Origin of the sequence: Methylomonas rhizoryzae (assembly GCF_008632455.1) — a bacterium.
GTDB lineage: Bacteria > Pseudomonadota > Gammaproteobacteria > Methylococcales > Methylomonadaceae > Methylomonas > Methylomonas rhizoryzae.
In genome coordinates this window covers 3,283,688-3,307,389 of the sequence record NZ_CP043929.1, presented here as the reverse complement: position 1 = coordinate 3,307,389, position 23,702 = coordinate 3,283,688, and the positions used below count along the sequence as shown (strand labels likewise).

At 55.8% G+C, this 23,702-nt stretch carries 22 protein-coding genes; 18 read left to right on the top strand and 4 right to left on the bottom strand.

What is annotated here, in order from left to right; genetic code table 11:
• Positions 1–7 precede the first annotated feature (7 nt).
• The 3 genes from F1E05_RS14755 (at position 8) to fae (ending at position 2,374) form a co-directional block, all read left to right on the top strand.
• A complete protein-coding gene (locus F1E05_RS14755; RefSeq protein WP_150049757.1) occupies positions 8–910 on the top strand; it encodes an ATP-grasp domain-containing protein in 903 nt (300 codons plus the stop codon).
• Positions 900–1,754, top strand: a complete 855-nt coding sequence (locus tag F1E05_RS14750) for a triphosphoribosyl-dephospho-CoA synthase (RefSeq protein WP_150049755.1) — start codon at positions 900–902, stop codon at positions 1,752–1,754. Before F1E05_RS14755 ends, F1E05_RS14750 begins: the two co-directional genes overlap by 11 nt.
• A gap of 104 nt (positions 1,755–1,858) precedes the next feature.
• Complete coding sequence (fae, locus tag F1E05_RS14745) at positions 1,859–2,374, top strand: formaldehyde-activating enzyme (RefSeq protein WP_150049753.1); 516 nt, start codon at positions 1,859–1,861, stop codon at positions 2,372–2,374.
• A 56-nt stretch (positions 2,375–2,430) separates the two neighbouring features.
• Here the strand turns inward: fae and F1E05_RS14740 are convergent, their stop codons facing one another.
• On the bottom strand, positions 2,431–3,108 hold the full coding sequence (locus F1E05_RS14740) for a HisA/HisF-related TIM barrel protein (RefSeq protein ID WP_150049751.1): 678 nt from the start codon (positions 3,106–3,108) through the stop codon (positions 2,431–2,433).
• An 11-nt stretch (positions 3,109–3,119) separates the two neighbouring features.
• On the opposite strand from F1E05_RS14740, the gene F1E05_RS14735 reads away from it, so the two are divergent.
• The 5 genes from F1E05_RS14735 to F1E05_RS14715 all read left to right on the top strand — a co-directional run bounded on the left by F1E05_RS14735 (position 3,120) and on the right by F1E05_RS14715 (position 7,805).
• Positions 3,120–4,109, top strand: a complete 990-nt coding sequence (locus tag F1E05_RS14735) for an ATP-grasp domain-containing protein (protein WP_150049749.1) — start codon at positions 3,120–3,122, stop codon at positions 4,107–4,109.
• Positions 4,109–5,158 (top strand): hydantoinase/oxoprolinase family protein, encoded by a 1,050-nt coding sequence (locus tag F1E05_RS14730; protein WP_150049747.1) that lies wholly within the window; start codon positions 4,109–4,111, stop codon positions 5,156–5,158. The genes F1E05_RS14735 and F1E05_RS14730 overlap by 1 nt, the downstream gene beginning before the upstream one ends.
• Before the next feature lie 72 nt (positions 5,159–5,230).
• On the top strand, positions 5,231–6,604 hold the full coding sequence (gene pabB, locus F1E05_RS14725; protein ID WP_150049745.1) for an aminodeoxychorismate synthase component I: 1,374 nt from the start codon (positions 5,231–5,233) through the stop codon (positions 6,602–6,604).
• On the top strand, positions 6,547–7,146 hold the full coding sequence (locus tag F1E05_RS14720) for an amino acid kinase family protein (protein ID WP_232056668.1): 600 nt from the start codon (positions 6,547–6,549) through the stop codon (positions 7,144–7,146). Before pabB ends, F1E05_RS14720 begins: the two co-directional genes overlap by 58 nt.
• Entirely contained in the window at positions 7,143–7,805 is a 663-nt protein-coding gene (locus tag F1E05_RS14715; protein ID WP_150049743.1) for a DUF2959 domain-containing protein, read from the top strand. The genes F1E05_RS14720 and F1E05_RS14715 overlap by 4 nt, the downstream gene beginning before the upstream one ends.
• Positions 7,806–7,871: 66 nt before the next feature.
• Here the strand turns inward: F1E05_RS14715 and F1E05_RS14710 are convergent, their stop codons facing one another.
• Entirely contained in the window at positions 7,872–8,306 is a 435-nt protein-coding gene (locus tag F1E05_RS14710; protein WP_150049741.1) for a hypothetical protein, read from the bottom strand.
• Positions 8,307–8,425: 119 nt separating this feature from the next.
• On the opposite strand from F1E05_RS14710, the gene F1E05_RS14705 reads away from it, so the two are divergent.
• The 10 genes from F1E05_RS14705 (at position 8,426) to F1E05_RS14660 (ending at position 17,986) form a co-directional block, all read left to right on the top strand.
• Positions 8,426–10,165 carry a GTPase domain-containing protein gene (locus F1E05_RS14705; protein ID WP_150049739.1) on the top strand — a complete coding sequence of 580 codons (1,740 nt, stop codon included), beginning with the start codon at positions 8,426–8,428 and terminating at the stop codon, positions 10,163–10,165.
• The gene (locus F1E05_RS14700; RefSeq protein WP_150049737.1) at positions 10,146–11,741 is read left to right on the top strand and encodes a GTPase; all 1,596 of its coding nucleotides are present in this window, start codon (positions 10,146–10,148) and stop codon (positions 11,739–11,741) included. The genes F1E05_RS14705 and F1E05_RS14700 overlap by 20 nt, the downstream gene beginning before the upstream one ends.
• 169 nt (positions 11,742–11,910) lie before the next feature.
• Positions 11,911–13,218, top strand: a complete 1,308-nt coding sequence (locus F1E05_RS14695) for a citrate synthase (protein ID WP_150049735.1) — start codon at positions 11,911–11,913, stop codon at positions 13,216–13,218.
• Between the two features lie 21 nt (positions 13,219–13,239).
• Entirely contained in the window at positions 13,240–13,413 is a 174-nt protein-coding gene (locus F1E05_RS14690; protein WP_150049733.1) for a DUF1674 domain-containing protein, read from the top strand.
• Between the two features lie 34 nt (positions 13,414–13,447).
• Positions 13,448–13,819, top strand: coding sequence for a succinate dehydrogenase, cytochrome b556 subunit (gene sdhC / locus F1E05_RS14685; RefSeq protein ID WP_150049731.1), 372 nt, complete (start codon positions 13,448–13,450; stop codon positions 13,817–13,819).
• Positions 13,820–13,830: 11 nt separating this feature from the next.
• On the top strand, positions 13,831–14,211 hold the full coding sequence (gene sdhD / locus F1E05_RS14680; protein ID WP_150049729.1) for a succinate dehydrogenase, hydrophobic membrane anchor protein: 381 nt from the start codon (positions 13,831–13,833) through the stop codon (positions 14,209–14,211).
• 3 nt (positions 14,212–14,214) lie between these two features.
• On the top strand, positions 14,215–15,999 hold the full coding sequence (sdhA, locus tag F1E05_RS14675; RefSeq protein ID WP_150049727.1) for a succinate dehydrogenase flavoprotein subunit: 1,785 nt from the start codon (positions 14,215–14,217) through the stop codon (positions 15,997–15,999).
• A complete protein-coding gene (locus F1E05_RS14670; protein ID WP_150049725.1) occupies positions 15,999–16,778 on the top strand; it encodes a succinate dehydrogenase iron-sulfur subunit in 780 nt (259 codons plus the stop codon). Before sdhA ends, F1E05_RS14670 begins: the two co-directional genes overlap by 1 nt.
• On the top strand, positions 16,775–17,011 hold the full coding sequence (locus tag F1E05_RS14665) for an FAD assembly factor SdhE (protein ID WP_197737375.1): 237 nt from the start codon (positions 16,775–16,777) through the stop codon (positions 17,009–17,011). The genes F1E05_RS14670 and F1E05_RS14665 overlap by 4 nt, the downstream gene beginning before the upstream one ends.
• Positions 17,012–17,119: 108 nt before the next feature.
• Entirely contained in the window at positions 17,120–17,986 is an 867-nt protein-coding gene (locus F1E05_RS14660) for a transglycosylase SLT domain-containing protein (protein WP_150049722.1), read from the top strand.
• A gap of 54 nt (positions 17,987–18,040) precedes the next feature.
• Here F1E05_RS14660 and recD read toward each other — a convergent pair whose 3' ends face one another.
• Positions 18,041–19,921: an exodeoxyribonuclease V subunit alpha gene (gene recD / locus F1E05_RS14655; protein WP_150049720.1), complete on the bottom strand. Its 1,881-nt coding sequence runs from the start codon at positions 19,919–19,921 to the stop codon at positions 18,041–18,043.
• Positions 19,918–23,568 (bottom strand): exodeoxyribonuclease V subunit beta, encoded by a 3,651-nt coding sequence (gene recB / locus F1E05_RS14650; protein WP_150049718.1) that lies wholly within the window; start codon positions 23,566–23,568, stop codon positions 19,918–19,920. The genes recD and recB overlap by 4 nt, the downstream gene beginning before the upstream one ends.
• Positions 23,569–23,702 lie beyond the last annotated feature (134 nt).

Genomic DNA, 23,702 nt, shown 5'->3' with positions numbered 1-23,702 from the left:
TAATCCTTTGGCTCGAATTGTTATTTTCACCGACGATCCCGGTTGGCACGGCAAGCAATTATGCAAGGCGTTTTCCGCTTACGGCTGCGTTGCCGAATACGTGTCCCTGACGGCATGCCGTCTTCAATTGAATGGCGATTTGCCTGTCGCGATACCCGGCTTCGAGACGGTTTTACCCGATGCGGCGTTCGTGCGCGGCGTACCGGGCGGTTCCCTGGAAGAGGTCGTGTTCTATTTGGATGTTTTGCACGCGCTACGGATTTTGGGGGTGCCGGTTTATAACGACGCCGGAGCGGTCGAACGTAGCGTCGACAAAGCGATGACCAGTTTTTTATTAAAAAATGCCGGTATCGCTACCCCGGCGACATGGGTATTGCGCGAGCGCGACGTCGCGCTAGCTATCGTGGAGCGGGAATTGGCTGCAGGTCGTTACGTGATTAGTAAGCCGTTGTTCGGTTCGCAAGGCGAGGGCATTAGACGCTTGGAAAAGTCTACCGATTTGTTTTGGCTGACCAGCAGTCGCGGAATCTATTATCTGCAGCGCTTCATCGAGTGCGAGGGCCAAGGTTATTCGGATAAACGGGTGTATGTCGTTAACGGAAAGGCGGTTGCCGGTATGCGTCGGCGCGGTATTTCCTGGCTGAATAACGTGGCGCGAGGCGCTACCTGCCAGGCCTTGGATTTGGATGCGGAGGTGGCGGATTTGGCCGTCAGGGCGGTTGCGGCATTGAATATGGATTATGCCGGGGTCGACATCATGCGAGGCAGAGACGGTTGCTTATATGTGATCGAAGTCAACAGCGTTCCGGCATGGAAGGGGTTGCAGAGCGTGTGCGGCATAAATATCGCGGAGACCATGGTGCGGGATTTGGTTGAACGTTGCATGTGCAGGAAAATCGATGCTGACTAGAGCGGAGTTGATGCGGGTTTATAAGGAAGCTTGCGAAGTCGAGTTGCAAGCCTTCAAGCCTGGCAATGTCAGCGTGTATAGCGCGGGTCACGACATGACGGTCGACGATTTTCGCATCAGTGCGAGCGTCAGTGCCGAGCCTATCACCAACCCCGATTTTTCGTTGGGAGAACGAATTTTTTACGCGGTGCAGGCCACGCGTTCCGCCGTCGCCTGCAATACCAATTTAGGCATTATTTTGCTGTGCGCACCCTTGCTGCTTGCTGCCGAAAAGGTTGCGGACGGTAAGTCGTTACAAGAGTGTCTCAATCAAGTATTGGAAAACACCAGCCGACAGGATGCGGATTGGGTATTTCGCGCAATCGTGTTGGCTTCTCCGGGCGGACTGGGCGAGTCGGATCGGCAAGACGTTCGTTCGCCCGCAGCCGTCACGCTGACCGAAGCGATGGCTCTAGCGGCGCAACGTGACCGAATTGCGTTGCAATACGTAAATGGTTTTAAAGATCTTTTTGATTTTGCGGTTTTTCGGTATAATCGTGCTTTCGTTTGGTCAGGCGAAAGCAGCTGGGCTGCATTAGCAGTATTTGCTGAGTTGCTGGCTAACTATCCGGATAGCCATGTCGAACGAAAGTATGGAGAGCAGTACTCAGAGTGGATTGCGGCGGAAATGGCCGAGTTGCTAAAAACCATGGAAGCGGCAAATGAGCCGACAGAAGTTTTACCGTTGCTGCAAGGTATCGATAAGGCTTTCAAGGCGAAAAACATAAACCCGGGTACCAGCGCCGACTTAACGGTGGCGACAGTGCTGGTGGTGCTTTTGGCAAAGCTTGTCGAAAGATGTTAATATGGCGGAGTTTTTGCATGGATGCGGCCGGGAGCGAAATAAACGGATATTTAGATGTCTTTTTCTTGGTTCAATCTTAATCTTTCTTAGGGGATATTTTAAAAATGGCAAAAATTACAAACATGCGCGTAGGCGAATCATTGGTAGGCGACGGCAACGAAGTTGCGCACATCGACTTGATCATCGGCCCACGCGGTTCAGCAGCTGAAACTGCGTTTGCAAATGCTCTGACCAACAACAAAGACGGTTTCTCCACTCTGTTGGCCGTAGTAGCTCCTAACCTGATGGTTAAGCCGGCTACCATTCTGTTCAACAAAGTAACCATCAAAGGTTCTAAACAAGCGGTGCAAATGTTCGGACCGGCTCAACGCGGCGTGGCAATGGCTGTTGCCGATTCTGTAGAAGACGGCACCATTCCGGCTGACGAAGCTGACGATTTGTTCGTTTCCGTTGGTGTATTCATCCATTGGTTGGCTGAAGACGATGCCAAAATCGAACAATACAACTACACCGCTACCAAAGAAGCGATTGCTCGCGCGGTTGCCGGTACTCCAACCGCTAAAGAAGTGGTTGCCGGCAAAAAAGAAGCGAAACACCCATTCGCGGCCAACAACGTTTAAATTTTTAGCTGACGTTGGTCTTCAAAATACCCCGGCTTGCCGGGGTATTTTTTTGCCTATAGCGTCGAGAAAAACCGGCGCGAGAGATTGCCGTTGTGCAACGCCGTAGCCAGTAAAACCGCCGATATGTTTAGGTTTTGTAGGGTTTCCAAATCGTTGCAATCTCTTACCCCACCTGCCGCTACGATGGATTTTTGCGGGTGGCTGTTTGTCAACTCGGCCAACAATTCGAAATCCGGCCCCGTTTGCTTGCCGACCCGGTGCAAAGTCATGGCAATGACGGTTTGCGGCCAGTATTCCGTTTGTCGAAACCAAGCTTGATGACCCTGGGGTTGTCGATTTTTGTAGTCCAACGACAAGATGAATTCTCGTGCGGCGGTTTGCGGCGGCGATAGCTGCGATTCGGTGCCGATGACCGGCAATAAATTATGCGCAGGGCTGCTTAAGTCGGCGATATTACAGCCGTCGTCCAACCAAAATTCGATGTCCGGATAGTTTGTCACCGCCCATTGAACGAGTGTCCGCTGGTTGCCTGTCCCGCAAATCGCATCCAAATCCGCCATGTATATTCGTTCGAACGGATAAATGCTTAACAGTCCGGACAACACTGTGGTCAAGTCGCTTTGTTCGGTTACCTGCGAATGTTCGTGTATCGGGCGGTAACGATTCCTTGCGCCGCCCACGGCGTGCACGACGATGCCGCCTTTTAAATCGATTACCGGGATGATTTGCATAAACAGTGTGTGTGAAAATTCTTGTATTTGAATACGTATGCGGCGGCGGCTTAGCCGGCGAGCCCATCCCGGCTTCTATGGCCAAGGAAGGGCGCATGATGTTACAGGCTTTGCTGAATGAGTTAAAGCAGCTGCCCGGCGTCCGAATCATGTTGCCGTTGGATCAGCGCTGCACGAGGTTAAGTGTGCCGGCGGAGGCGGAAGTTTTTGAGGTTAAAGATCGGCAAAGTTTGGATTGCCTATTTCCGAGGCTTATCGACCTCGCCGATGCAGTATGGCCTGTTGCTCCTGAGAGCGATGGGGTATTGGCGGCCGTGGTAGACGCGGTACGCGCTCAAGGCAAACCGGCGTTAGTCTCGGATGCGCGCACCATTCGGCTTTTTACCGACAAATATGCGACATTGCGGGCTTTGACCGCTTTGGGCTTGCCCTGCGTACCTACCGGTCGCTTGGACCAGACCGGCGGGGATTTAACATTTCCGGTAGTGATTAAACCGATTGACGGGGTCGGTTGCGCCGGCAATCGTGTGCTCGGCGATAATGCGCAACTGGTGCTTGCGTCCGCCTGTCTGGAAAATCCCGCGGCTTACATCGTGCAACCCTTTGTCGACGGGGAGGCGATGAGCTTGTCTTGTCTGTTCGGTCGAGGCAAAGCCTGGCTGCTCAGTTGCAACCGGCAGCGAGTGAGGCTTGTCGAGGATCGCTTCGAATTACAGGCTTGTAGGGTTAACGTGAAATCGCCTAATAAACAGATGTATACGGATTGGATAAAACAAATGGCAATTGCAATGCCGGGTTTGTGGGGTTATGTGGGAATTGACTTGATCGAAAATCGGCATAGCGGCCCTAGGATTTTAGAGGTTAACCCGCGATTGACAACCTCTTACGTCGGTATAAGCGCGGCAACCGGTATCAATGTGGCTCAACAAGTGTTGAATTTGTGGTGGGGCGAGGTAAATATCGAACCTAGAGTCGGGGTGTCGGTAGAGGTGCGTATTTAATGCCGAGGGATCCTTGCGTCGTAGGCTGGGATATAGGCGGAGCGCATGTGAAAGCTGCGCAACTGGATGCGCACGGCGCCGTCTTACAGGTATGGCAAGAGCCTTGCCCGCTATGGAGGGGCATTGAGCAGCTACAAGCTCCGGTGCAGCGCATTATCCGGCGTTTGCCGCCCGGATGCCGGCATGCAATTACTATGACCGGAGAACTAGTCGACTGCTTTACCGATAGACAACAAGGTGTCGGGGCGATATTGCAGGCTATGGCGGGCATGCTGAGCGGCGCGGAGATTCAGGTTTTTGCCGGACGACGCGGATTGCTGCCGCTCGCTCGAGTCGAACCCGCGCATACTATGGATATCGCATCCGCCAACTGGCTGGCGAGCGCGCAGTTGGCAGCCATCAGAGTCGAGCAAGGCTTATTCGTCGATATTGGCAGCACCACCACCGATATACTGGTGTTTACCGAGCACAAGCCCAAAATCTCAGGTTTTAGCGATTATCAACGTTTGGTGTCCGGTGAATTGCTGTATACAGGTGTGGTGCGCACTCCGGTGATGGCTGTCGCGCAACAGATCGAATTTAATGGTCGTTCTATGGGGCTAATGATGGAGTACTTCGCCACGATGGCGGACGTGTACCGGCTTAGTGGAGATTTGCAGGTTTGGCATGACCAAAGCGAGACCGCGGATGGCGCAGACAAAAGTTTGGAGGCCAGTGCTAGGCGTTTGTCGCGCATGACCGGCTACGAATTTTCCAGCCACGACTGGCCGATCTGGCAAGATTTTGCCTGTCGGCTGAAACGCAGGCAACAAAGCCTGGTGTTGGAGCATTGTCGGCGGCTATGGCCGCGCTCGGGGTTGAGCGGGCGCTCCTATCTGCTGGGGGCCGGGGTGGGGAGTTTTTTACTGGCGGACATCGCGGCTGCTTTGGACCTGGACTATATCCGCTTTGCCGATTTGTTCGTCCTGCAAGGCTCGGCCGATGCGCTATCCGCCGGCGATTGCGCGCCTGCGGTGGCCGTGGCGTGGTTGGCCGGTGGGTTTGGTTAATCAACGCCGGTAAGGTAAAATCTGAGCTGCCCCATCTATTCGGTACTGCCGAATCGTCACTTTTTTCATTGAATGCCCGCAACCATTACCCAGATACCGCTGCCTTACTTTGAGGATAGCTCGCTATTATTCGAAACTTGCGCCGATCAGCCCTGGGCGGTTTTTTTGGATAGCGGCTACCCCGTCAGTCAGCAAGGCCGCTTTGACGTTTTAAGTTACGCACCGGCTTGTACGTTACTGACTTACGGGTCGAATACGGTAATTCGCGACGTCGAAGGCGAAAGGAGCAGCAGCGACGATCCTTTTATCCTGGTTAAGCAAGCCTTGGGGCCGGCGCGGCCGACTATTGGCGATTTGCCGTTTTCCGGCGGTGCCTTGGGTTATTTCGCCTACGACTTGGTTCGGCGCATAGAGCGTTTGCCTAATATGGCGGTGGCAGCCGAGCAGATGCCGGATATGGCCATAGGTATTTATCGCTGGGCGGTAGTGGTCGATCATCAGCAGCGGCGGAGCTGGTTGGTTGGGCATGATTTAGCGACGGATTTGGTGGAGCGCTTGCGAGGCCAATTCGGCATGCTTTCGAAGCGAGCAGACCGACACGGTTTTTCGGTGCTATCGTCCCCGGTTTCCAATATGAGTCGGGAACAATACGGCGCCGCTTTTCAACGGATTAAACAGTATTTGAAAGAAGGCGATTGCTATCAAATCAATCTGACCCAACGATTTTCCAGTCCGTGCCGCGGTAATCCTTGGGCGGCGTATCAAGCCTTACGCCGGATTAACGCCGCACCGTTCAGCGCCTATTTAAACCTGCCGGACGGCCAAGTATTGAGCTCGTCCCCGGAACGGTTTTTACGCGTACATGCCAACACGGTGGAAACCAAGCCGATCAAAGGCACGCGGCCGAGGTGTGACTCCGAGGAGCATGATCGCTTGCAGATTCTAGCCTTGGCGGACAGTCCCAAAGACCGCGCCGAAAACGTGATGATCGTGGATTTGCTGCGCAACGATTTAGGTCGCTGTTGCCGGCCCGGCTCGGTTAAGGTGCCGACTCTGTTCGATGTCGAGACTTACGCGACCGTGCATCATTTGGTCAGTACGGTTACCGGCGAGTTGGCAGCCGGCCGCCATGCCCTGGATTTGCTGCGCGCCTGCTTTCCGGGCGGGTCGATTACCGGCGCGCCGAAAATCCGGGCGATGCAAGTCATCGAAGAATTGGAGCCTCATAGACGCGGCGTTTACTGCGGCGCTATCGGTTATATCGGTTTCGACGGCAATATGGATACCAATATCGCCATTCGCACGCTGGTGCATAATCAAGACACGATTCGTTTTTGGGTAGGCGGCGGTATCGTCAACGATTCGGGCGAAGCCGCGGAATACCAAGAATGTTTCGACAAGGCGGCGGCGCTACTGGCCGTGCTGCGCCGGTTTCAGACGTGTTGAAAGTCGTCAAACTCGGAGGGAGTTTATTGTCGGCAGGTTTGTTGCCAACATGCCTTAAGCGGCTTGCCGGATTCGCCGGGCGCATCGTGGTGGTTCCGGGTGGCGGCATGTTCGCGGACCAGGTCCGCTCGGCACAGCAGCAATACGGTTTCGACGACGGCAACGCGCATTACATGGCTGTGCTAGCGATGCAGCAAATGGCCTATCTGATTCACGCTATGGATAGCCGTTTTAGGATAATGCCAAGAATCGATGAGCGGTGCGACGAACGCTTGCAGGTTTGGGCGCCGCAAATCGACGAGCTGGACGCTGCCGGTATCCCCGCCGGTTGGGAGGTGACTTCGGACAGTCTATCGGCCTGGGCGGCGCGACAATTGGCGGCGGACGAGTTGCTGCTGGTAAAAACCTGTCCGGTGCCGCAGACCAATCTGCAAACCTTGCAGGTATTAGGCATTCTGGATGCGGCATTTTCGAGTTTTGCCGCTAATGCCGGATGTAAAATTAGCGTTATCGATTCGGCCGGTTTATCAACATTATCATGATCGGATTTATCAAGACTCTACTCAATAAACGCTTGCGTACCGCCTATTATCAAAGTCGGGAATCGCTGCTCGGGCATCACAAGCGAGACATCGTGGTAGTCGAGGTCGATCAGGCTTGCGAGAGTTTGAAAGCGAGCCGCGACCAGTTTGTGGACGCCCTGGAGAAGTTTAAACAGTTTGCTAAAACCGACGCCGGGCCGCTGGAGCAGCGTTACCAATTATTGCGCAGACGATACGACCTGTGCTGCACTAAAGCCGACCAAGTCGGGCAACGGATTAGGGCGATAGAGCAGGTCAGCGAAGCTTTGTTCGCCGAATGGGAGGGCGAGTTGGAGTTGTACAGCAACCGCGCCTTGCGGGTGCGTAGCCAGCAGCAATTGAAAAAATCCAGGGCGCAATACGGTCGGTTGCTGAAAAATTTGAAGGCGGCCGAGGCACGCATGCAGCCCGTGTTGGCGGCGTTTCAAGACCAAGTGTTGTACTTGAAACATAATCTGAACGCCCATGCCATCGCCGCATTGCGGCACGAGTTCGTGGAAATGGGTTTGGATATTTCCAAATTGGTCGATGCAATGGAAAAGACCATCTGCGAAGCCAGCCAATTCGTGTCCGTGCTGACCGAACAAAAGCGTTTGCCGGCGCCGGCATTACGGCGCTAGCCGCTTCGCGCATTTTCCAATTTTACTGTTAATCCTTTTGGCGCACGATTTAGGAGCGTTAGCGCGTTACATGGAATGCATCTTGTAATCGACCCGGTGCGGATTAGTCTTGTCGCGGGTATCCGGGTTTTTTTTCCGGTTTTGATCAATGCGTTCCTGAGTGTATTGGCTGATCATTTGATCCCAATTGTCGTATTGGCTGTAATCTTTGTTGCCGCTGGCTTTACGTTGCTCGAAAATTTGTTTGCCGCGCGAAATCAAATCTTCCGGGGTCATGCCGTCGATTTCATTTAAAAAATCTTTGTTATTGCGAAGATCGTCGCGCAGGGTCCAAAAAGACACTTCGAATTCGATGCGCTGGTCGAGCGGTAATTTTTCTTTGATGGTGTTGACGGAGCGGTTAACCGTTTTCAGGCTGCTACCGTTAATCTGGTGGCTTTTATTGCAGCCGGCGGCAAACGCGCAAAGCAGAAATATCAATATGGTTGTCGTTTTTTTCATGGTTGAGCCCCCCAGTGGCCTAAATGAACAATCCCGTATTTTTATATTTATAATGCCGACGTTCCGGGTCGCTAAACGAACTGATTCACTCGGTAATTATAAACCCAAGCCTTTTTGTCATGCTGGACTTTATCCAACTACTCAAACAGCGATACCAGACGGTGCTTGCGCGGCTGGATAACAAAAATCCGCACTATTTTGAATATCAACACACCATTGAGCAACTGCTTTATGCGGAAGCTTTTCTGCGCAAAGGCAAATTGCTGGCCGAAAGTCCCGGTTTGCCGCTGCAAATCGCGGTCATAGGCCCTACCCAGGCCGGCAAAAGTTCAGTCGTCAATTGGCTGTTGAACGCCGATCTGGCCGGAGTCAGTCCACTGGCGGGTTATACGGTGCACGCGCAGGGATATTGTCACGGCGTGTCTTACTCCGCCTTAGCAGGGCTGCAGCATTACTTCGGCCGTTTCGAAGCCCTGCCGGTCACGGCGTTGAACCGGCAGCGTTACGATTGTTACGCCGTCAGCGAAAGTGCGGCGGTATCGGCATTGTTGCCGGTTTGCGTGGTTTGGGATACCCCGGATTTCGATTCTATCGACGCGATAGACTACCGGGAAGGTTTGATACGTGCCATAGCCCTAGCCGACCTGGTCGTTTTGGTCGTCAGCAAAGAAAAATACGCCGACCAAGCGGTGTGGGAAGTGATGACGAGCATAGCCGGTTTCGGTCAGCCGACCCTGGTTTGTCTGAACAAGCTGGCCGAGGGCTCGGAAGCCGTGGTGTTGGAATCGTTCCGGGAAAAATGGCGCCAATACCGGTCCGATCCCGTGCCGGCCGTGGTGCCCATGCTGTTTCATAAGACGGTGGGCGACACGGTATGGCCGCCGGAACATGCGGTTGCGCTCAAGCAATTGGCAAAGCAAGTCCAGCCTAAAGATTACCCGCATCATAGACAGCGGTTTCTCAAGCAACATTGGCGTTCATGGTTGGCGCCGGTGCAGGCCGAGCACGCGGCACAACAGCGTTGGAGTGCCTTGGTGGATCAGGCGATACAACAGGCCGCCGCTGCTTATCGGCGCGATTTCCTGGATCATCCGCATCACTACCATACCTTTCAGGCGGCGTTGCTGAATTTATTGCAGTTGCTGGAAATTCCGGGCGTTGCCCGGCTAATCAGCAAGGTGCGGCGGGTGATGACCTGGCCGGCCCGCAAGCTATGGGCGCTGGGACGAGAAAGCGTGCCGCAATCCGCCGACCAAGAACTCGCGATATTGCAGCAAATCGGCCGGCATCTGACGATACAGCTGGCGGATAGACTGTATGAATTGAGCGAAACCGAGGCGGACAACGGTATTTGGTGGCGGGATAATGCTATCGCGCTACGGCAGCAAAAGGACCCGGTGTTGAGCGGATACGTGCAAGCGCTGTCCGAGTATCACCACGATTTTCGCTTGGAAATCGATGCGGCTGCGCAGCGTCTTTACCTCAAGCTGCAAGAACAACCGCTGTTATTGAACGGCCTGCGCGCCACGCGTTTATCGACTGATGCCGGCGCGATGTTGTTGGCCATACAGGCCGGCGGCGTGGGCGTACACGATTTGCTGCTGACGCCTTTAATTTTAAGCGTAACCTCGCTGCTGGCGGAAAGTGCGGTCGGCAGCTATATGTACGGCGTGGAGGCGGAACTGAAGCAAAGGCAATTGCAGGCGGTGAGGTGCGTACTCGAGGAAAGTTTGTGTAAGCCGTTGCTGAGTTTGCCGTCGACCGTTCAAACGTCGGGCCGTTTTAACATCTCGGAACACGACTGCTTACGCGCCGAACAAACGCTGTCCGAGAAAAAACATGGCTTGCGCATACTCTGAATTGTTGTCTCGCGCGCAAGCTTGGGCCGATTCGGCTGTGTCGGCCGGACAGTTGCCGCGCGCGCGCGCGCAGTCTTTGGCGCAACAAGCGGAACAACTGCCGGACAGCTTGTTCTCCTGCTTGGGCTCTGCGACCGAGCGGCCGTTGGTGGTTGCATTCCTGGGAGGGACAGGAGTCGGCAAGAGCTCGTTGTTGAACCGCATGGTCGGATACGAGATTGCCAAAGCCGGGGTGGAAAGGCCGACCTCGCGTGAAGTCACCTTGTATCACCACCACACCTTTTCGTTGCAACGATTGCCCGGCGATTTGCCGCTGGCAAGCGTAAAAATCAGCCAACATAACGACGATCGCAATGCCGCTGTCGTTTGGCTGGATATGCCGGATTTCGATAGTATCGAATTGGGCAATAAGCGCTTGGTTTTGCAATGGCTGCCGCATATCGACGTGTTGATTTACGTGGTTAGCCCGGAGCGTTATCGCGATAACAAAGCTTGGCAGTTGTTGTTGGCGGAAGGCGCCAAACACGCCTGGTTGTTCGTCATGAATCAGTGGGACCGCGGGCAAACCGTTCAATTCGACGATTTTCGCCGTCAGCTACAAATCGCCGGGTTTCAGCAGCCTTTGTTATACCGCACCAGTTGTTTGCAGCCGGAGACGGACCAATTCGGCGAATTGTTGTTGCAGTTGCACGAATTGGCGGGGCGGCGCACGATAGACCAATTGGCCAAGCGAAACGAGGCTATACGCATCGGGCATTTGGGACATTATCTGCGGCAGCTGTTAAGCGATTTCGAGCGGCGGGATTACCAGGGGCTGCTCAATAGTCTCGACGACGTTTGGCAGCCTTGCCAGCGGGATTTACTCGACGGCTTGGCGTGGCCGGCGCAACAACTGGCGAATTTCTGGGCGGCTCATCCCGGCCAAAAAGCCGACATTCGTTTATGGGACGAATGGGCGCAAAGCCGCTTAAGCGATGCTTTAGACGAGTTGGTCTTGCAGGCCGTGCAAACCGGTATACCCGGTAAATCCTTAAAAGATGCGCTGCAGCCTATTCGCGACCATGCGGGCAAAAGCCTGGGTGCGCATGCGGAAGTGACCGGCCGGCAAGCCTTGCTGAACCCGGGCGGCGGTTTGCGACGGGGTGTGTTGAAGTTTATCTTGTTTGCGGAAGCGGCCTTGCCCTTGTCTGCGTTGAGTTGGGTTGGATATCAAGTATTTAGTCAATATTATCAAGGCGTGGTCAACGGCAGCGGGTATTTAGGACTGGATTTTGCCGTACATAGTGTGTTATTGATTGGCATAAGTTGGCTACTGCCGTTTTTTTTGCATAAGAAACTGCAACCTTCGCTCAACAGGGCCGGGTTTCGAGGTTTGCAAAAAGGTATGGCGTTAGCGTTGGCCGCTGTCGCCGCGGAGCTTAAACAAGTGATAGCATCCGAGCGGGAAGCGTATACGGTCTCTAGGCGGCAGCTAAGCGATTTGATCGAGAGTTGTACGGCCTCGGCCGTTATCGACACCGAACAATCCGGTCTATTGGCCAGAGCCTTGCCGGAGTCGGGCGATAGGGTAGTTTGATGGCGGAGGAACTCGATTAACTGATTTTGACGCGTGTTTATTTACCTGAATTGACGTAACCGCCAATCGCCGGCCGGGCTGTGGCGGCTGACGAGGTTTGGACTCCACCGGCGCCTGTGTAATAATCGGGCGACGATCAAGTAAAAATCATAGAGGTAATAGAAACACTATGACAAATGATACGTTGCTGATAAAGCATAGTCGTACCGGCAAACAGGTGGAATATCCCTTGTTGACCAGTACGTTGGGCGCCGATACGGTCGATATTCGCAGCTTGTACAAGGACTTGGGTTGTTTTACTTACGATCCCGGTTTTATCGCCACCGCTGCGTGTAAAAGCAAGATCACCTATATCGACGGCGATAACGGCGTTCTGCTTTACCGGGGATATCCCATAGAACAATTGGCCGAGCACTGTGAATTTACCGAAGTCGCTTACCTGTTGCTGAACGGCGAGTTGCCCAATCAAAAGCAACTGCTGGATTTCAACCTTGAAATCAGCGACCGGGCTATCATCCACGAATCCTTGCGGAAATTTTTCGACGGATTCCACTACGACGCGCATCCCATGGCGATGTTGGTCGGGGTCGTGGGGTCTTTATCCGCCTTTTACCACAGCGAAATGGACATCAAAGACCCGGTGCAACGCATGCGGGCGGCGACGCGGATGATAGGAAAAATGCCGACCATCGCCGCCGCGTCGTACCGGCATTCGGTAGGTCGCCCCTTCGTTTACCCGCGTATCGATTTAAGCTACTGCGAGAACTTTTTAAACATGATGTTCTCGCGCTCCTCGCAAAATTACATAGACCAAGATCATTACATCGATAAGGATTTCGTCAGGGCCTTGAATCTGTTGTTCATCCTGCACGCCGATCACGAACAGAACGCCAGCACCTCCACGGTGCGGGTGGCCGGCAGTACCGGCGCAAATCCTTATGCCTGCGTGGCGGCGGGTATCGCTGCGCTTTGGGGACCGGCTCACGGCGGGGCCAACGAAGCGGTGTTGACCATGCTGGCCGAGATAGGCAGTGCCGAAAACGTGCCTAAATACATTGCCAAGGCCAAAGACCCCAGCGATCCTTTCCGCTTGATGGGTTTTGGGCATAGGGTTTATAAAAATTTCGATCCGCGTGCCACCATCATCCGTAAAACCTGCCACGAAGTGTTGCAAAAAACCAAAAGCAACGATCCTTTATTCGAATTGGCCTTGAAGGTGGAGGAAATCGCCCTGCAGGACGAATATTTCATCGAGAAAAAACTGTACCCGAACGTCGATTTTTATTCGGGCATTATCTACAAAGCCTTAGGGATACCGGTGGACATGTTCACGGTTATGTTCGCGATAGCCCGTACCGCCGGCTGGGTGGCACATTGGCTGGAAATGATGGAAGACCCCGCCACGCCCATCAGTCGGCCCCGCCAGCTTTACGTCGGTCCGCCGCGCCGCGATTTGCTCGCCATCGGCGCCCGCTGACCCAGCCATTTACCGCACGCGATGCAAGATATTGAGAAGATTATCGTTGATTCGCCGGATTCCGCTCCCGAGCCCAAGGCTGCTGAGTCGGATCAGCCTACCCGTAGCGCGCCGGGCGAAATCGACGGTCCCAAGGGGCCGGAACCAACCCGTTTCGGCGATTGGGAACGAAAGGGACGTTGCATCGATTTTTAGCGGCACAGCATTTCTCACTAGCCAAGGGTAAACCATGTCAAGCAATAGACCGCTATCTCCCCACCTGCAAATATACCGCTTACCCTTGACCGGCCTGATTTCCATCACGCACCGGATGACCGGCGCCTTGCTGGCATTCGGCCTGCTGCTGTTCGTATTACTGGTATTTTCGATTGCCGCGGGCGAGCCGGCTTACGTCGGCATGCAGACGCTTATGGCGCATCCACTGGCCCGCTTGGTGTATTGGGGTTTCATCTACGCCTTGTTTTTCCATTTGTGCCACGGTGTGCGTCATTTGCTGTGGGACATCGGCAAAACTTTCGAGCGGGCCACTTTGGACCGCTACGCGCTATACGAGCTGGCAGCTTCGGCTGTTTTGACACTGATTACCTTCGTTCTGTCATAAGGTGGGTTTACATGGCTAATACGGCAATGTTGCAAAAATTGGCCGATGTATTTACGGCCAAAAGCCCTGTGGGGCATTGGTGGTATCAGCGGGTTTCGGCATTGGCCCTGGTGCCGTTGTCGCTATGGTTGATCGCGTTTTTCAACCAGGCTTTACATGCGCCGTACCGGGAAACGTTGCTGTGGTTGAGCGCTCCCGCGAACGCGCTGGCCGTGCTGGCCTGGACGCTGGCGGCGGTATACCACGCCGCGCTGGGCGTTCAGGTAATCGTCGAGGACTACGTGTCGACCCTGTCGCTTAGGCACGGAGTTATCAGGATAAGCAACGGCTTGTTTCTGGTGGTAGGGATTGCGGCTTTGGCGGCAATTGTATTCATTTTGACGGCAAGGTAATTCATGGCTGCGGCATACGACATCATCGAACACCAGCACGACGTGGTAGTAGTGGGGGCCGGAGGCGCCGGTTTGCGGGCGACCTTCGGCATGGTGGAAAAAGGTTTGAAAACCGCCTGCATCAGCAAAGTGTTTCCCACCCGCAGCCATACCGTTGCCGCCCAAGGCGGTATTAGCGCCGCGCTGGGCAATATGGGCGAAGACGACTGGCGCTTTCACATGTATGACACCGTCAAGGGTTCCGACTGGTTGGGCGATCAGGATGCGATCGAATATATGTGCCGGGAAGCGATTCCGGCCATTATCGAATTGGAGCATTACGGTGTGCCTTTTTCCCGCACCCAAGACGGCAAGATTTACCAACGGGCGTTCGGCGGAATGTCCACCCATTACGGCAAAGCCCAGGCGCAACGCACGTGCGCGGCGGCGGACGTCACCGGCCATGCCATTTTGCATACCCTGTATCAGCAAGCATTGAAATACCGGGCCGAATTTTTCGTCGAATACATTGCCCTCGACCTGATCATGCAAGACGGCGAATGCCGTGGGGTGTTGGCATGGTGCCTGGACGACGGGTCCATCCATTTGTTCAAAGGCCGGCAAACCGTGCTGGCTACCGGCGGTTACGGCCGGGCGTTTTTCTCCTGCACCTCGGCCCATACTGTCACAGGCGACGGCAACGGTATGGTGTTACGGGCCGGATTGCCGTTGCAGGACATGGAATTCGTCCAGTTTCACCCGACCGGGATATACGGCTCGGGTTGTTTGATTACCGAAGGTGCGCGCGGCGAAGGCGGTTATCTGACCAATTCGGAAGGCGAACGCTTCATGCCGCGCTATGCGCCCAACGCCAAAGACTTGGCATCGCGCGACGTGGTCAGCCGGGCCATCACGATGGAAGTCAACGCCGGCCGCGGCGTCGGGCCGAAAAAAGACCACGCGCTGCTGCATTTGGAACACCTGGATACGGCCATCATTCACGAGCGTTTGCCGGGTATCGCCGAAACCGCACGGATTTTTGCCGGAGTAGACGTCACCAAGCAACCGATACCGGTGATACCGACCGTGCATTACAACATGGGCGGCATTCCCACCAATTACAAAGCCGAAGTAGTCACCTTGAAAAACGGCGATCCGGATCACGTGGTGCCCGGTTTGATGGCGATAGGCGAGACGGCCTGCGTATCGGTACACGGCGCGAACCGCCTGGGTTCCAACTCGTTGCTGGACTTGGTGGTGTTCGGACGCGCGGCGGCCATCCGCTGTACCGAGTTGATCGAACCCGGCATGGCACACAAACCCTTGGCTAAAGACGCTTGCGATGCGGCGCTGTCCCGCTTCGACCGCATTCGCCACGCCAGCGGCAGCCGCAGCACGGCCGAGATTCGTTTGGACATGCAAACCACCATGCAAAACAAGGCGGCGGTGTTTAGGACCGAATCTACCTTGCAGGAAGGTGTAGAGCAAATGGCTGCCGTGGCCGCTTCGTTTGCCGACGTTAAAGTCGGCGATCGTTCGTTGATCTGGAATACCGATTTGGTGGAAACCCTGGAGTTGGATAATTTGCTGGGCCAGGCGCAGGTAACCATGACTGCCGCCGCCAATCGCAAGGAGAGTCGCGGCGGTCACGCCCGGGAGGATTATCCTAAACGCGACGACGACAACTGGCTGAAACACACCCTGACTTGGCGGGACAACAATCAAGTCAGCATCGATTACCGCCCGGTGCATTTGTTTACCTTGAGCGACGAAGTCGAAGTCATCGCGCCTAAAGAGAGGGTTTACTGATGGTCGAATTTACCTTACCGAAAAACTCCCAAGTTAAACCGGGCAAGACTTACAAAGCCGCCGGCGCGACCAATGTCCGCCATTTTTACCTGTATCGCTGGGATCCGGACACGGGCGAGAACCCGCGCCTGGACCATTTCGAAATCGACATGGATCATTGCGGGCCGATGATCTTGGATGCGATCTTGAAGATCAAGAACGAGATCGACAGCAGTTTGACCTTCAGGCGTTCTTGTCGGGAAGGGGTATGCGGTTCGTGCGCGATGAACATCAACGGCAAGAATACCTTGGCCTGCACCAAAGCCATTGCCGACTATTCCGACCCGATCAAAATTTATCCCTTGCCGCATATGCCGGTGGTCAAGGATTTGGTGCCGGACATGAGTCATTTTTTCGAACAGTACGCGGCTATCCAACCGTGGTTGAGCAACGATCAGGCGGCGCCGGAACGCGAACGTCTGCAAAGCCGCGAACAGCGCGCCAAGTTGGACGGCTTGTACGAATGCGTGTTGTGCGCTTGCTGCTCGACCAGCTGTCCGAGTTATTGGTGGAATAGCGACAAGTATTTGGGGCCGGCGATTTTGCTGCAAGCTTATCGTTGGCTGGCCGATAGTCGAGACAATAGCGATGCCGGGCGTCTGGAATTTCTCGACGATGCGTTCAGAGTCTATCGATGCCATACCATCATGAATTGCACCGATACCTGTCCCAAAGGCTTGAATCCGGCTTTGGCCATCGCCGAAATCAAAAAATTATTATTGGAATACGAAAAGCGGTGAGCGAGCTCAAGCGCCTGCGCTGGCGCTGCCGGCGCGGCGTGCTGGAACTGGACGTGTTGCTGCTGCGTTATTTGGATCGGCGTTATCCGCTGGCCGATGAGGCGGAAAAAGCCCAGTTTATACAGCTGTTGAGCCTGGAAGACAGCGATATGCTGCGTTGTTTGCTGGGCGAACGAGCGCCGGCGGCCGAGGTTGCGCAAATCGTCGCCTTGATTAGAGCCTTGCCGGCGTGACGTATGGCCGCCGGCTTACCGGCTGTCCTTTGGTGCAATTTTTTCGTCGGGCGTTAGCCGATAAATTTGCCCGTTATCGTTCAAGCACATTCAACCTGTGGATTCATCATGGCGAGCATACACCGTTGGTTTATCGTATTGGGGTTAAGCGTATTGGCCGGTTTTGCCGAAGCCGATGAGCCGACCGAAATCAAATTGACGGTCGCGGAAGCGCGTGCCAGGGCCGTGCGCTTCGAGCACGGTAGGGAAGGCGTCAAACAGGATCACCTGCAAGCCTTCGAATACTATTGCCACGCGGCGCTGCAGGACGACGGCGAATCGGCCTATGCCTTGGGCTTCATGTATTTCAATGGCCGCGGCGTCAAGCGCGATTTGGGCTTGGCGGTGACTTGGTTTCGCAAGGCGGCGGCGCAAGGCGATCCCATGGCCGGCAAAATGTTGGCGCGTTTTGCCGACGTGGCGGACGTGGCGGACGAAAATTGCAAGCCCAAGCTAGCGGAAGTGACGATAGTGGCGGATCAAGCCATCAACGCCAACCGGCAGATCGTCGAAACCTGGGTCAAGCAAATCGCCCCGGCCTACGGCATCGATCCGGAACTGATTATGGCGGTTATACGTGCCGAGTCCGGCTTCAATACTTCGGCGTTGTCCAATAAAAACGCCCAAGGCCTGATGCAGTTGATACCTGCGACCGCTGAACGCTTCGGCGTCAAGAATGTTTGGGATCCGGTTCAAAACATCCAAGGCGGAGTCGCTTATTTACATTGGTTGCTAAGACATTTCGAGGGTAACGTGGAATGGGTGCTGGCAGCCTATAACGCGGGCGAGCGCGCCGTCGAACGCCATCGCGGCATTCCACCCTATCAAGAAACCCAAAACTACGTGCGCAGGATTTTGGGTTGGTATCCCAAAGCGCGTCATCCGGTGCCGATGGAGCAACCCGGTAAAATCGTAGTGCGGCAAAAATCGTCTTAATTCGGCTATTCAACCTACAAATGCCGACAGCCGACGCAGGGCTGCCGGCATTTTTCATGCATTGTGGCGACGTTCTACGGCTGGCCGCCAAACGCCCGGACCGCTTTCCAACAAGCTGAAATGCCGTTTGGCCCGGGTTATGGCGGTATATACCAATTCCCGGCTGAGGACCGGGCTCATGGCGTCCGGCAACAGCAAGGCGACGTGCTCAAATTCCGAGCCTTGCGATTTGTGTACGGTCATGGCGAATGCGGTTTCTACCGCCGGTAAGCGTAACGGCGAAATCCAGCGCATCGATTCGCCGCCGTCGGTTGGAAAGGCAATCCGCAAGCGTCCGTCCGCTGCTGGTAAAGCAATGCCTATGTCGCCGTTCATCAAGCCCAAATTGTAATCGTTGCGGCTGATCATGACGGGACGGCCCGGATACCAAACGCTGTCGCTTGGCCCAAACAAGCAGTGGCGGATTAAGCGGTTCAAAGCCTCCACGCCCCAATCGCCCTGGCGTAGCGCGCACAGCATTCTAAAGCGCTCGAAAGACTTCAACACTGCCGAGGCCCAGGCGTCGCTACTCGCAAAATCGGCGCGCCTAGCGATCTCTGCCAAATATCGACCGTAGCCGATCGGTTCACGTTCACTGGCGGCGGCTAACACCAGGTTTCGCACGTTGCCGCTCAAATCCGCCGCAACCTGCAGATAGCTGATGTCGACATATTGCGCCGGATGATTCAGCACCGCGTGCGCGGCGTCGGCGTCGCCCGCATTGACCGCTGTCGCCAACCGGCCTATGCCGCTGCCCGCGCCGAAACGGTGGCTGTGGCGTAACATGACGGTCTGCAGGTTGATCGGCGTTCCGCTTGTCCGGCGTGCCGGCAAAGTGGCGCCGGCGTATCGGTTAATCCAAGCCAGAGTGTCGGTGTCGTAAGCGGCATGTTCAGCGCCGGCGCACAATTCGCCCAGTACCGCGCCGGCTTCCACCGACGCCAACTGGTCTTTGTCACCCAGCAAAATTAACAAGGCTGATTGCGGTAGCGCTTCCAGCAAGGCCGCCATCATTTCCAGGTCTATCATCGATGCCTCGTCGACGATGACTACGTCGACGCTTAACGGATTTTGCCGATTATGGCGGTATTTGCGACTATCCGGGCGGCTGCCCAGCAAGCGATGCAGGGTGCCGGCTTTTTGCGGAATGTGTGCGCTTACCGCTGCCGGCAACGTTAGATTTTCGAGCACGCCGGCTATCGATTCGCTGACTCGGGCGGCGGCTTTACCGGTGGGCGCCGCTAACGCGATGACCGGTAGGCGGGTTTGTTCGATTTGGGCCAACTCCGTCAACAGCGCGAGCAATTTGGTGACGGTGGTGGTTTTGCCGGTACCCGGGCCGCCGGTGATAATCGCCAGCTTGGCTCGCAAGGCCAACACGCAGGCAATTTGTTGCCAATCCGGAACCTGCGAGTCTGCGAACAACTCGCGAATGCGCGTGGCCAAAGCCGGCGGCAAGTGCGCCCTGACCGGCTGCGACCGCAGCACTGTTTCGCGTTCGACGATGCGCTGGTAGTGCCAGAAGCGGCGCAGATACAGGCGCCGTTCGCTCAACACCAGCGGCGTATCGCCTTCTCCCAGGCCGACCAGGCAAGAGCCGGACAAGGCGTTCAGCCAATCCTCACAGGAAAAGTGCGAAATGGTGGCTAAACCGCTTGTACTCGCCGCTTCCGCCGGCAGGGCCAATGTGAGTTGTGGATTGACGCTTAAACGCTTGATATCCAAGTACACCTCGCCGCGGCTCAGTTGGCGGCTGACTAGCGCGCCGGCCCATAACACGCAAGGATGGACGTTGGGCGCCAGGTCGGACAGGAATTTGGCGAAGGCCTGGTCCAAAGCGCTAAGCCAGCCTTGTGCCCTCCAGGCTTGCATGTCCTCGAATACCGAAGGCATCATGTTTGAACTCCGGCGAACATTGCGTCCAGCGTTTCGATCAACTCCTGCGGCAATTGCAGCAACAACTGACCGCGTCCCGGGTGTCCCACCCCGCGCAGAAACCAATACAAGCTGCCGCCGACATCGCGCTGATAGTGGTAATCGCGGTGCAAGCGGGATTTCAGCAGACGGTGTAACGCCAGTAAATATAAGGCGGCTTGCAGGTCGTAGCGTTTAGCCAGCAGCGCGGTCGTCAATGCCTCGCCGCCGTATGCGTCGTCCCGGTTGCCCAAGGCGTTGAATTTGTAGTCCAGCACATAGTAACGGCCGCCGCAGACGAAGACCAGGTCGATAAAACCTTTCAGCAGGCCGTTGATGTGACCTGGTTGCAGCGCCGGCCGGCTGCGGCCCGGCAAACAATAGTGGTTAAGTAACGTGTCCAGGCGGGTGACGTCTACCGAATCCACCCCCAGCAAAAACTCCATCTCGGCTTGGTAAGCGTCAGGCGGCAATCGGCTTAGACTGACAGTTGGCGTGCCGGCCAGTGGACACTCCAGCCAAGCGGCCAGATGCCGCAGCATTTGCTCGCCGCTGCCCAGCCAATCAGGCTGGCCGAATAGTTCTTTGATCAGTTGCGCCTGTAATTCGGCTTGTGCCGCAACCGAGGCGAAACCCTCGGTTGCGGCCCGCTCCAGCAATGCGTGGATCAGAACCCCGGCCGCCGCGCCGCGCGGCAACGCGTGGATGCCGTTTGCCGGCCCGGCGCTTGCCGAAGCCGCGGGTTCGGTTTCGTCTTGGCGTTTATCGTCTCCGGCGGTTTCCGCCTCCGCTGCCGTTGTAGGGGTGTGGTCTGCCGCTAACGCCGAATAGCTGGCTATCCACCACGCTTCCCGAATGCTTGCGCTGAAGTTCCTAGGGCCGTCTCGGCATTCCTCTTCTTCCCGATTTGCCTGGAAAACCGCTTCGGAGACAGGCGGAGCGCCGAGAACGGCAATGTCAGGGCATGCGCCGGCCAGCTCGCCCAGCCGGGCAGCCAGGGCGGGTTCGGCCAGACCCGATTGCCAGCCCAGCACGTAGCCCATGGCGGATTTCTCCAGCTGGCATTGTTTGCCCTGTCCTTTGACCGGCGCCACGCCCAGCCAGCAGGCGAAACGGGCTCGAGTGACGGCCACGTATAACAAGCGTATGTCTTCCTGTAGGCGTTCGTTGTCGCTAAGGGCTTTGTTGGCATCGTCTTTACTCAAATCCACGCGCAAGCGGGCGGCCGTGTCGTGGTACCGGTAATAGCGGTTGTTGCGGGCGTTGACTTCCCGAAAACTGCAGATAAACGGCAGAAAAACCAAAGGATATTCCAAGCCTTTGGATTTATGTATCGTCACGATTTTCAATAATTCAGCGTCGCTTTCCAAACGGATGACGTTATCGTCGGTGCTGCCGCCGGAGTTTTGCAGCGCTTCGGCGAGATGGCGGATCAGAGCCGCTTCGCCGTCCAGCCGGCTATCGGCATGCTGCAACAGTTCCGCCAGATGCAACAGATTGGTCAAGCGCCGTTCGCCGTCCGTGGCGTTGCGCAGTTTGGCGGGGAGCCGGTAATCGTGCATCAGCTGTTGCAGTGCCGGTAATATGCCGTCTTGCCGCCAGCGCTCGCGGTAACTCAGGAAGCGCTCCAGATGGTGTTCCCATGCGCTTTCGTCTTGCGCCAGCCTTTGCAAGGCGGCCAAGCTCCATTCCATGCTGCGGCTGGCTAGTGCGGCGCGGACTTTATATTCGTCTTCAGGCGTTGCCAATGCGTGCAGCCAAAGCAGCAGGTCTTCCGCTTCCCGACTGGCGTATACGGATTCGCGTTCCGATAAAAACACGCTACGTAAATGTCGCTTGGATAACGCTTTACGCATCACCTCGGCTTCGCCGCGGCTGCGCACCAAGATTGCGACGTCGCCGGGTTGCAAGGCCTGCCAGTCGCCGTCGGCGTGGCGAAAACCGGTATGTCCGGCTGCGGCGCTCGTCAACAGGCGCACGATTTCGCTAGCGGTGGCTTCCGCCATGTGATGGCGATAAAAAGGCATGCCGACCGGCTCGTCCTGCTGCAAGTGCCAAACGGTGAAAGCAGGCGCTGCTTGGCCGTCTACAATCCAGGTTTCGTTTCGGCCTTGCGCGGATACCGGAATGAACGGCAGCGGATGGGTTTCGCCGCCGAATTTGAATGCGCCTTCGGGTTGGCCGCGTTCGGCAAATTCGAATAAGTGGTTGACGGCTTGCACCAAGCCGACCGTCGAGCGAAAGTTGCTGCTCAAGGTGTAATGCCGGCCTTGGGTCGCCGCGTGCGCTTGCAAATAGGTATAAATATCGCCGCCGCGAAACGAGTATATGGCCTGTTTCGGGTCGCCTATCATGAAACAGCCGCCGCCATTGTCGGCGTCTGCGGGATACAAGCGGCTGAAAATGCGATATTGAACGGGGTCGGTGTCCTGAAATTCGTCGATCAGCGCCAAAGGATACTGGCGGACGATGAGATGTGCCAGGCGCGCGCCGCCGTCGCTGCCCAGCGCTTGGTCCAAGCGGGTCAGCATGTCGTCGAAGGTCAGGCGGGACAAGCGTTGTTTTTCCCGGGCGTAACGCTCGCGTATCCAGGCCACGGCGTGGCGGCGAATCGCGTCGGCGAGGTCCAATTCTTCGGCGTGATGGCCGACCAGTTGGTCCAGCAAGGCAAAAACGCCGGAATCGAACAGGGCCGCTTTATCTTGGTGGGCTTTAGCCAAGCCGGCAGTTAGTTTTTGCAAGCAAAATCGGGCCAGTTCCTTTATCTCAAGATTCTGCCGATGATGCGCCCAGGCCGCGATTTGCGCCAACTTGTCTTTGAAGCCGGCCTTAGGGTACAGATTGGCTTTTAGCCAACCCTGTTCCGATGCGTCGAGCAAACGCCTTTCCAAGTCGTTTTGCTGATTGCGCCACAGCGTTTGCGCTCGGGTGGTCAGTTGCTCGCAGCGTAATGCCCATTCTTCCCAGCGTGCGAAGGTTTGTTCAAGATCGACCTCGATCTGTTGCAACTCCAAGGCCTCGCTGTCGAACAGCAGTGGGTTGACCTCCTTGGACAAGGCGTCGGGATTGGCGAAACAGCGGACCACCGCTGCGCTGGCGGATTCCGACAACGAATAAAAGTGTCGGCGCCAATAGTCGCGCACGGTTTGTTGCAGCAAATCCTGATCGTCGTTGTCGACTTCCCAATCGAACAAGCCGCCGCTGTCGAAGGCATGTTGCTGCAGCATTCGCCGGCACCAGCCGTGTATGGTATACACCGCCGCTTCGTCCATCCAGTTAGCCGCGATATGCAAACGGTAAGCGCAGGCCGGCCATTGTTCGGGCGGATAATCTTGGCGTAGCGCCGACAAAAACGGATCGGCTGCCTCGGTCAATTCGCGAAAATAGGCTGCGGCTTGATTCAGCCGGCTGCGTATGCGCTCGCGCAGCTCTTGGGTAGCCGCTTCGGTGAAAGTGACTACCAATATCTCCGGCGGCAATAAGGCTTGGCGTTCCAGCCCGTGACCGAGTACTAAACGCACGTATAGCGCGGCTATCGTAAAGGTCTTGCCGGTACCGGCGCTGGCTTCGATCAGCCGTACCCCGGACAACGGGAAGCGGAGCGGATCGATAGGGGTGGAACTTGTCATGGGCGAACGTAGACGTTGGAGCCGTTTTGCTGAGGTAGGCGCATTTTAACCGGCCGGCGCGCCAAGGCGAGTGTTTATCCTGCGCCTTACTTGGGCCGATTCGGCGATTTAGTTTTCTTTACCAGACGCTGAAT

Coding starts and splice junctions, on each gene's coding strand:
- F1E05_RS14750 (WP_150049755.1), top strand. CDS start 900: ATGCTGACTAGAGCGGAGTTGATGCGGGTTTATAAGGAAGCTTGCGAA.
- fae (WP_150049753.1), top strand. CDS start 1,859: ATGGCAAAAATTACAAACATGCGCGTAGGCGAATCATTGGTAGGCGAC.
- F1E05_RS14740 (WP_150049751.1), bottom strand. CDS start 3,108: ATGCAAATCATCCCGGTAATCGATTTAAAAGGCGGCATCGTCGTGCAC.
- F1E05_RS14730 (WP_150049747.1), top strand. CDS start 4,109: ATGCCGAGGGATCCTTGCGTCGTAGGCTGGGATATAGGCGGAGCGCAT.
- pabB (WP_150049745.1), top strand. CDS start 5,231: ATGCCCGCAACCATTACCCAGATACCGCTGCCTTACTTTGAGGATAGC.
- F1E05_RS14720 (WP_232056668.1), top strand. CDS start 6,547: ATGTTTCGACAAGGCGGCGGCGCTACTGGCCGTGCTGCGCCGGTTTCA.
- F1E05_RS14715 (WP_150049743.1), top strand. CDS start 7,143: ATGATCGGATTTATCAAGACTCTACTCAATAAACGCTTGCGTACCGCC.
- F1E05_RS14710 (WP_150049741.1), bottom strand. CDS start 8,306: ATGAAAAAAACGACAACCATATTGATATTTCTGCTTTGCGCGTTTGCC.
- F1E05_RS14705 (WP_150049739.1), top strand. CDS start 8,426: ATGCTGGACTTTATCCAACTACTCAAACAGCGATACCAGACGGTGCTT.
- F1E05_RS14700 (WP_150049737.1), top strand. CDS start 10,146: ATGGCTTGCGCATACTCTGAATTGTTGTCTCGCGCGCAAGCTTGGGCC.
- F1E05_RS14695 (WP_150049735.1), top strand. CDS start 11,911: ATGACAAATGATACGTTGCTGATAAAGCATAGTCGTACCGGCAAACAG.
- F1E05_RS14690 (WP_150049733.1), top strand. CDS start 13,240: ATGCAAGATATTGAGAAGATTATCGTTGATTCGCCGGATTCCGCTCCC.
- sdhC (WP_150049731.1), top strand. CDS start 13,448: ATGTCAAGCAATAGACCGCTATCTCCCCACCTGCAAATATACCGCTTA.
- sdhD (WP_150049729.1), top strand. CDS start 13,831: ATGGCTAATACGGCAATGTTGCAAAAATTGGCCGATGTATTTACGGCC.
- sdhA (WP_150049727.1), top strand. CDS start 14,215: ATGGCTGCGGCATACGACATCATCGAACACCAGCACGACGTGGTAGTA.
- F1E05_RS14670 (WP_150049725.1), top strand. CDS start 15,999: ATGGTCGAATTTACCTTACCGAAAAACTCCCAAGTTAAACCGGGCAAG.
- F1E05_RS14660 (WP_150049722.1), top strand. CDS start 17,120: ATGGCGAGCATACACCGTTGGTTTATCGTATTGGGGTTAAGCGTATTG.
- recD (WP_150049720.1), bottom strand. CDS start 19,921: ATGATGCCTTCGGTATTCGAGGACATGCAAGCCTGGAGGGCACAAGGC.
- recB (WP_150049718.1), bottom strand. CDS start 23,568: ATGACAAGTTCCACCCCTATCGATCCGCTCCGCTTCCCGTTGTCCGGG.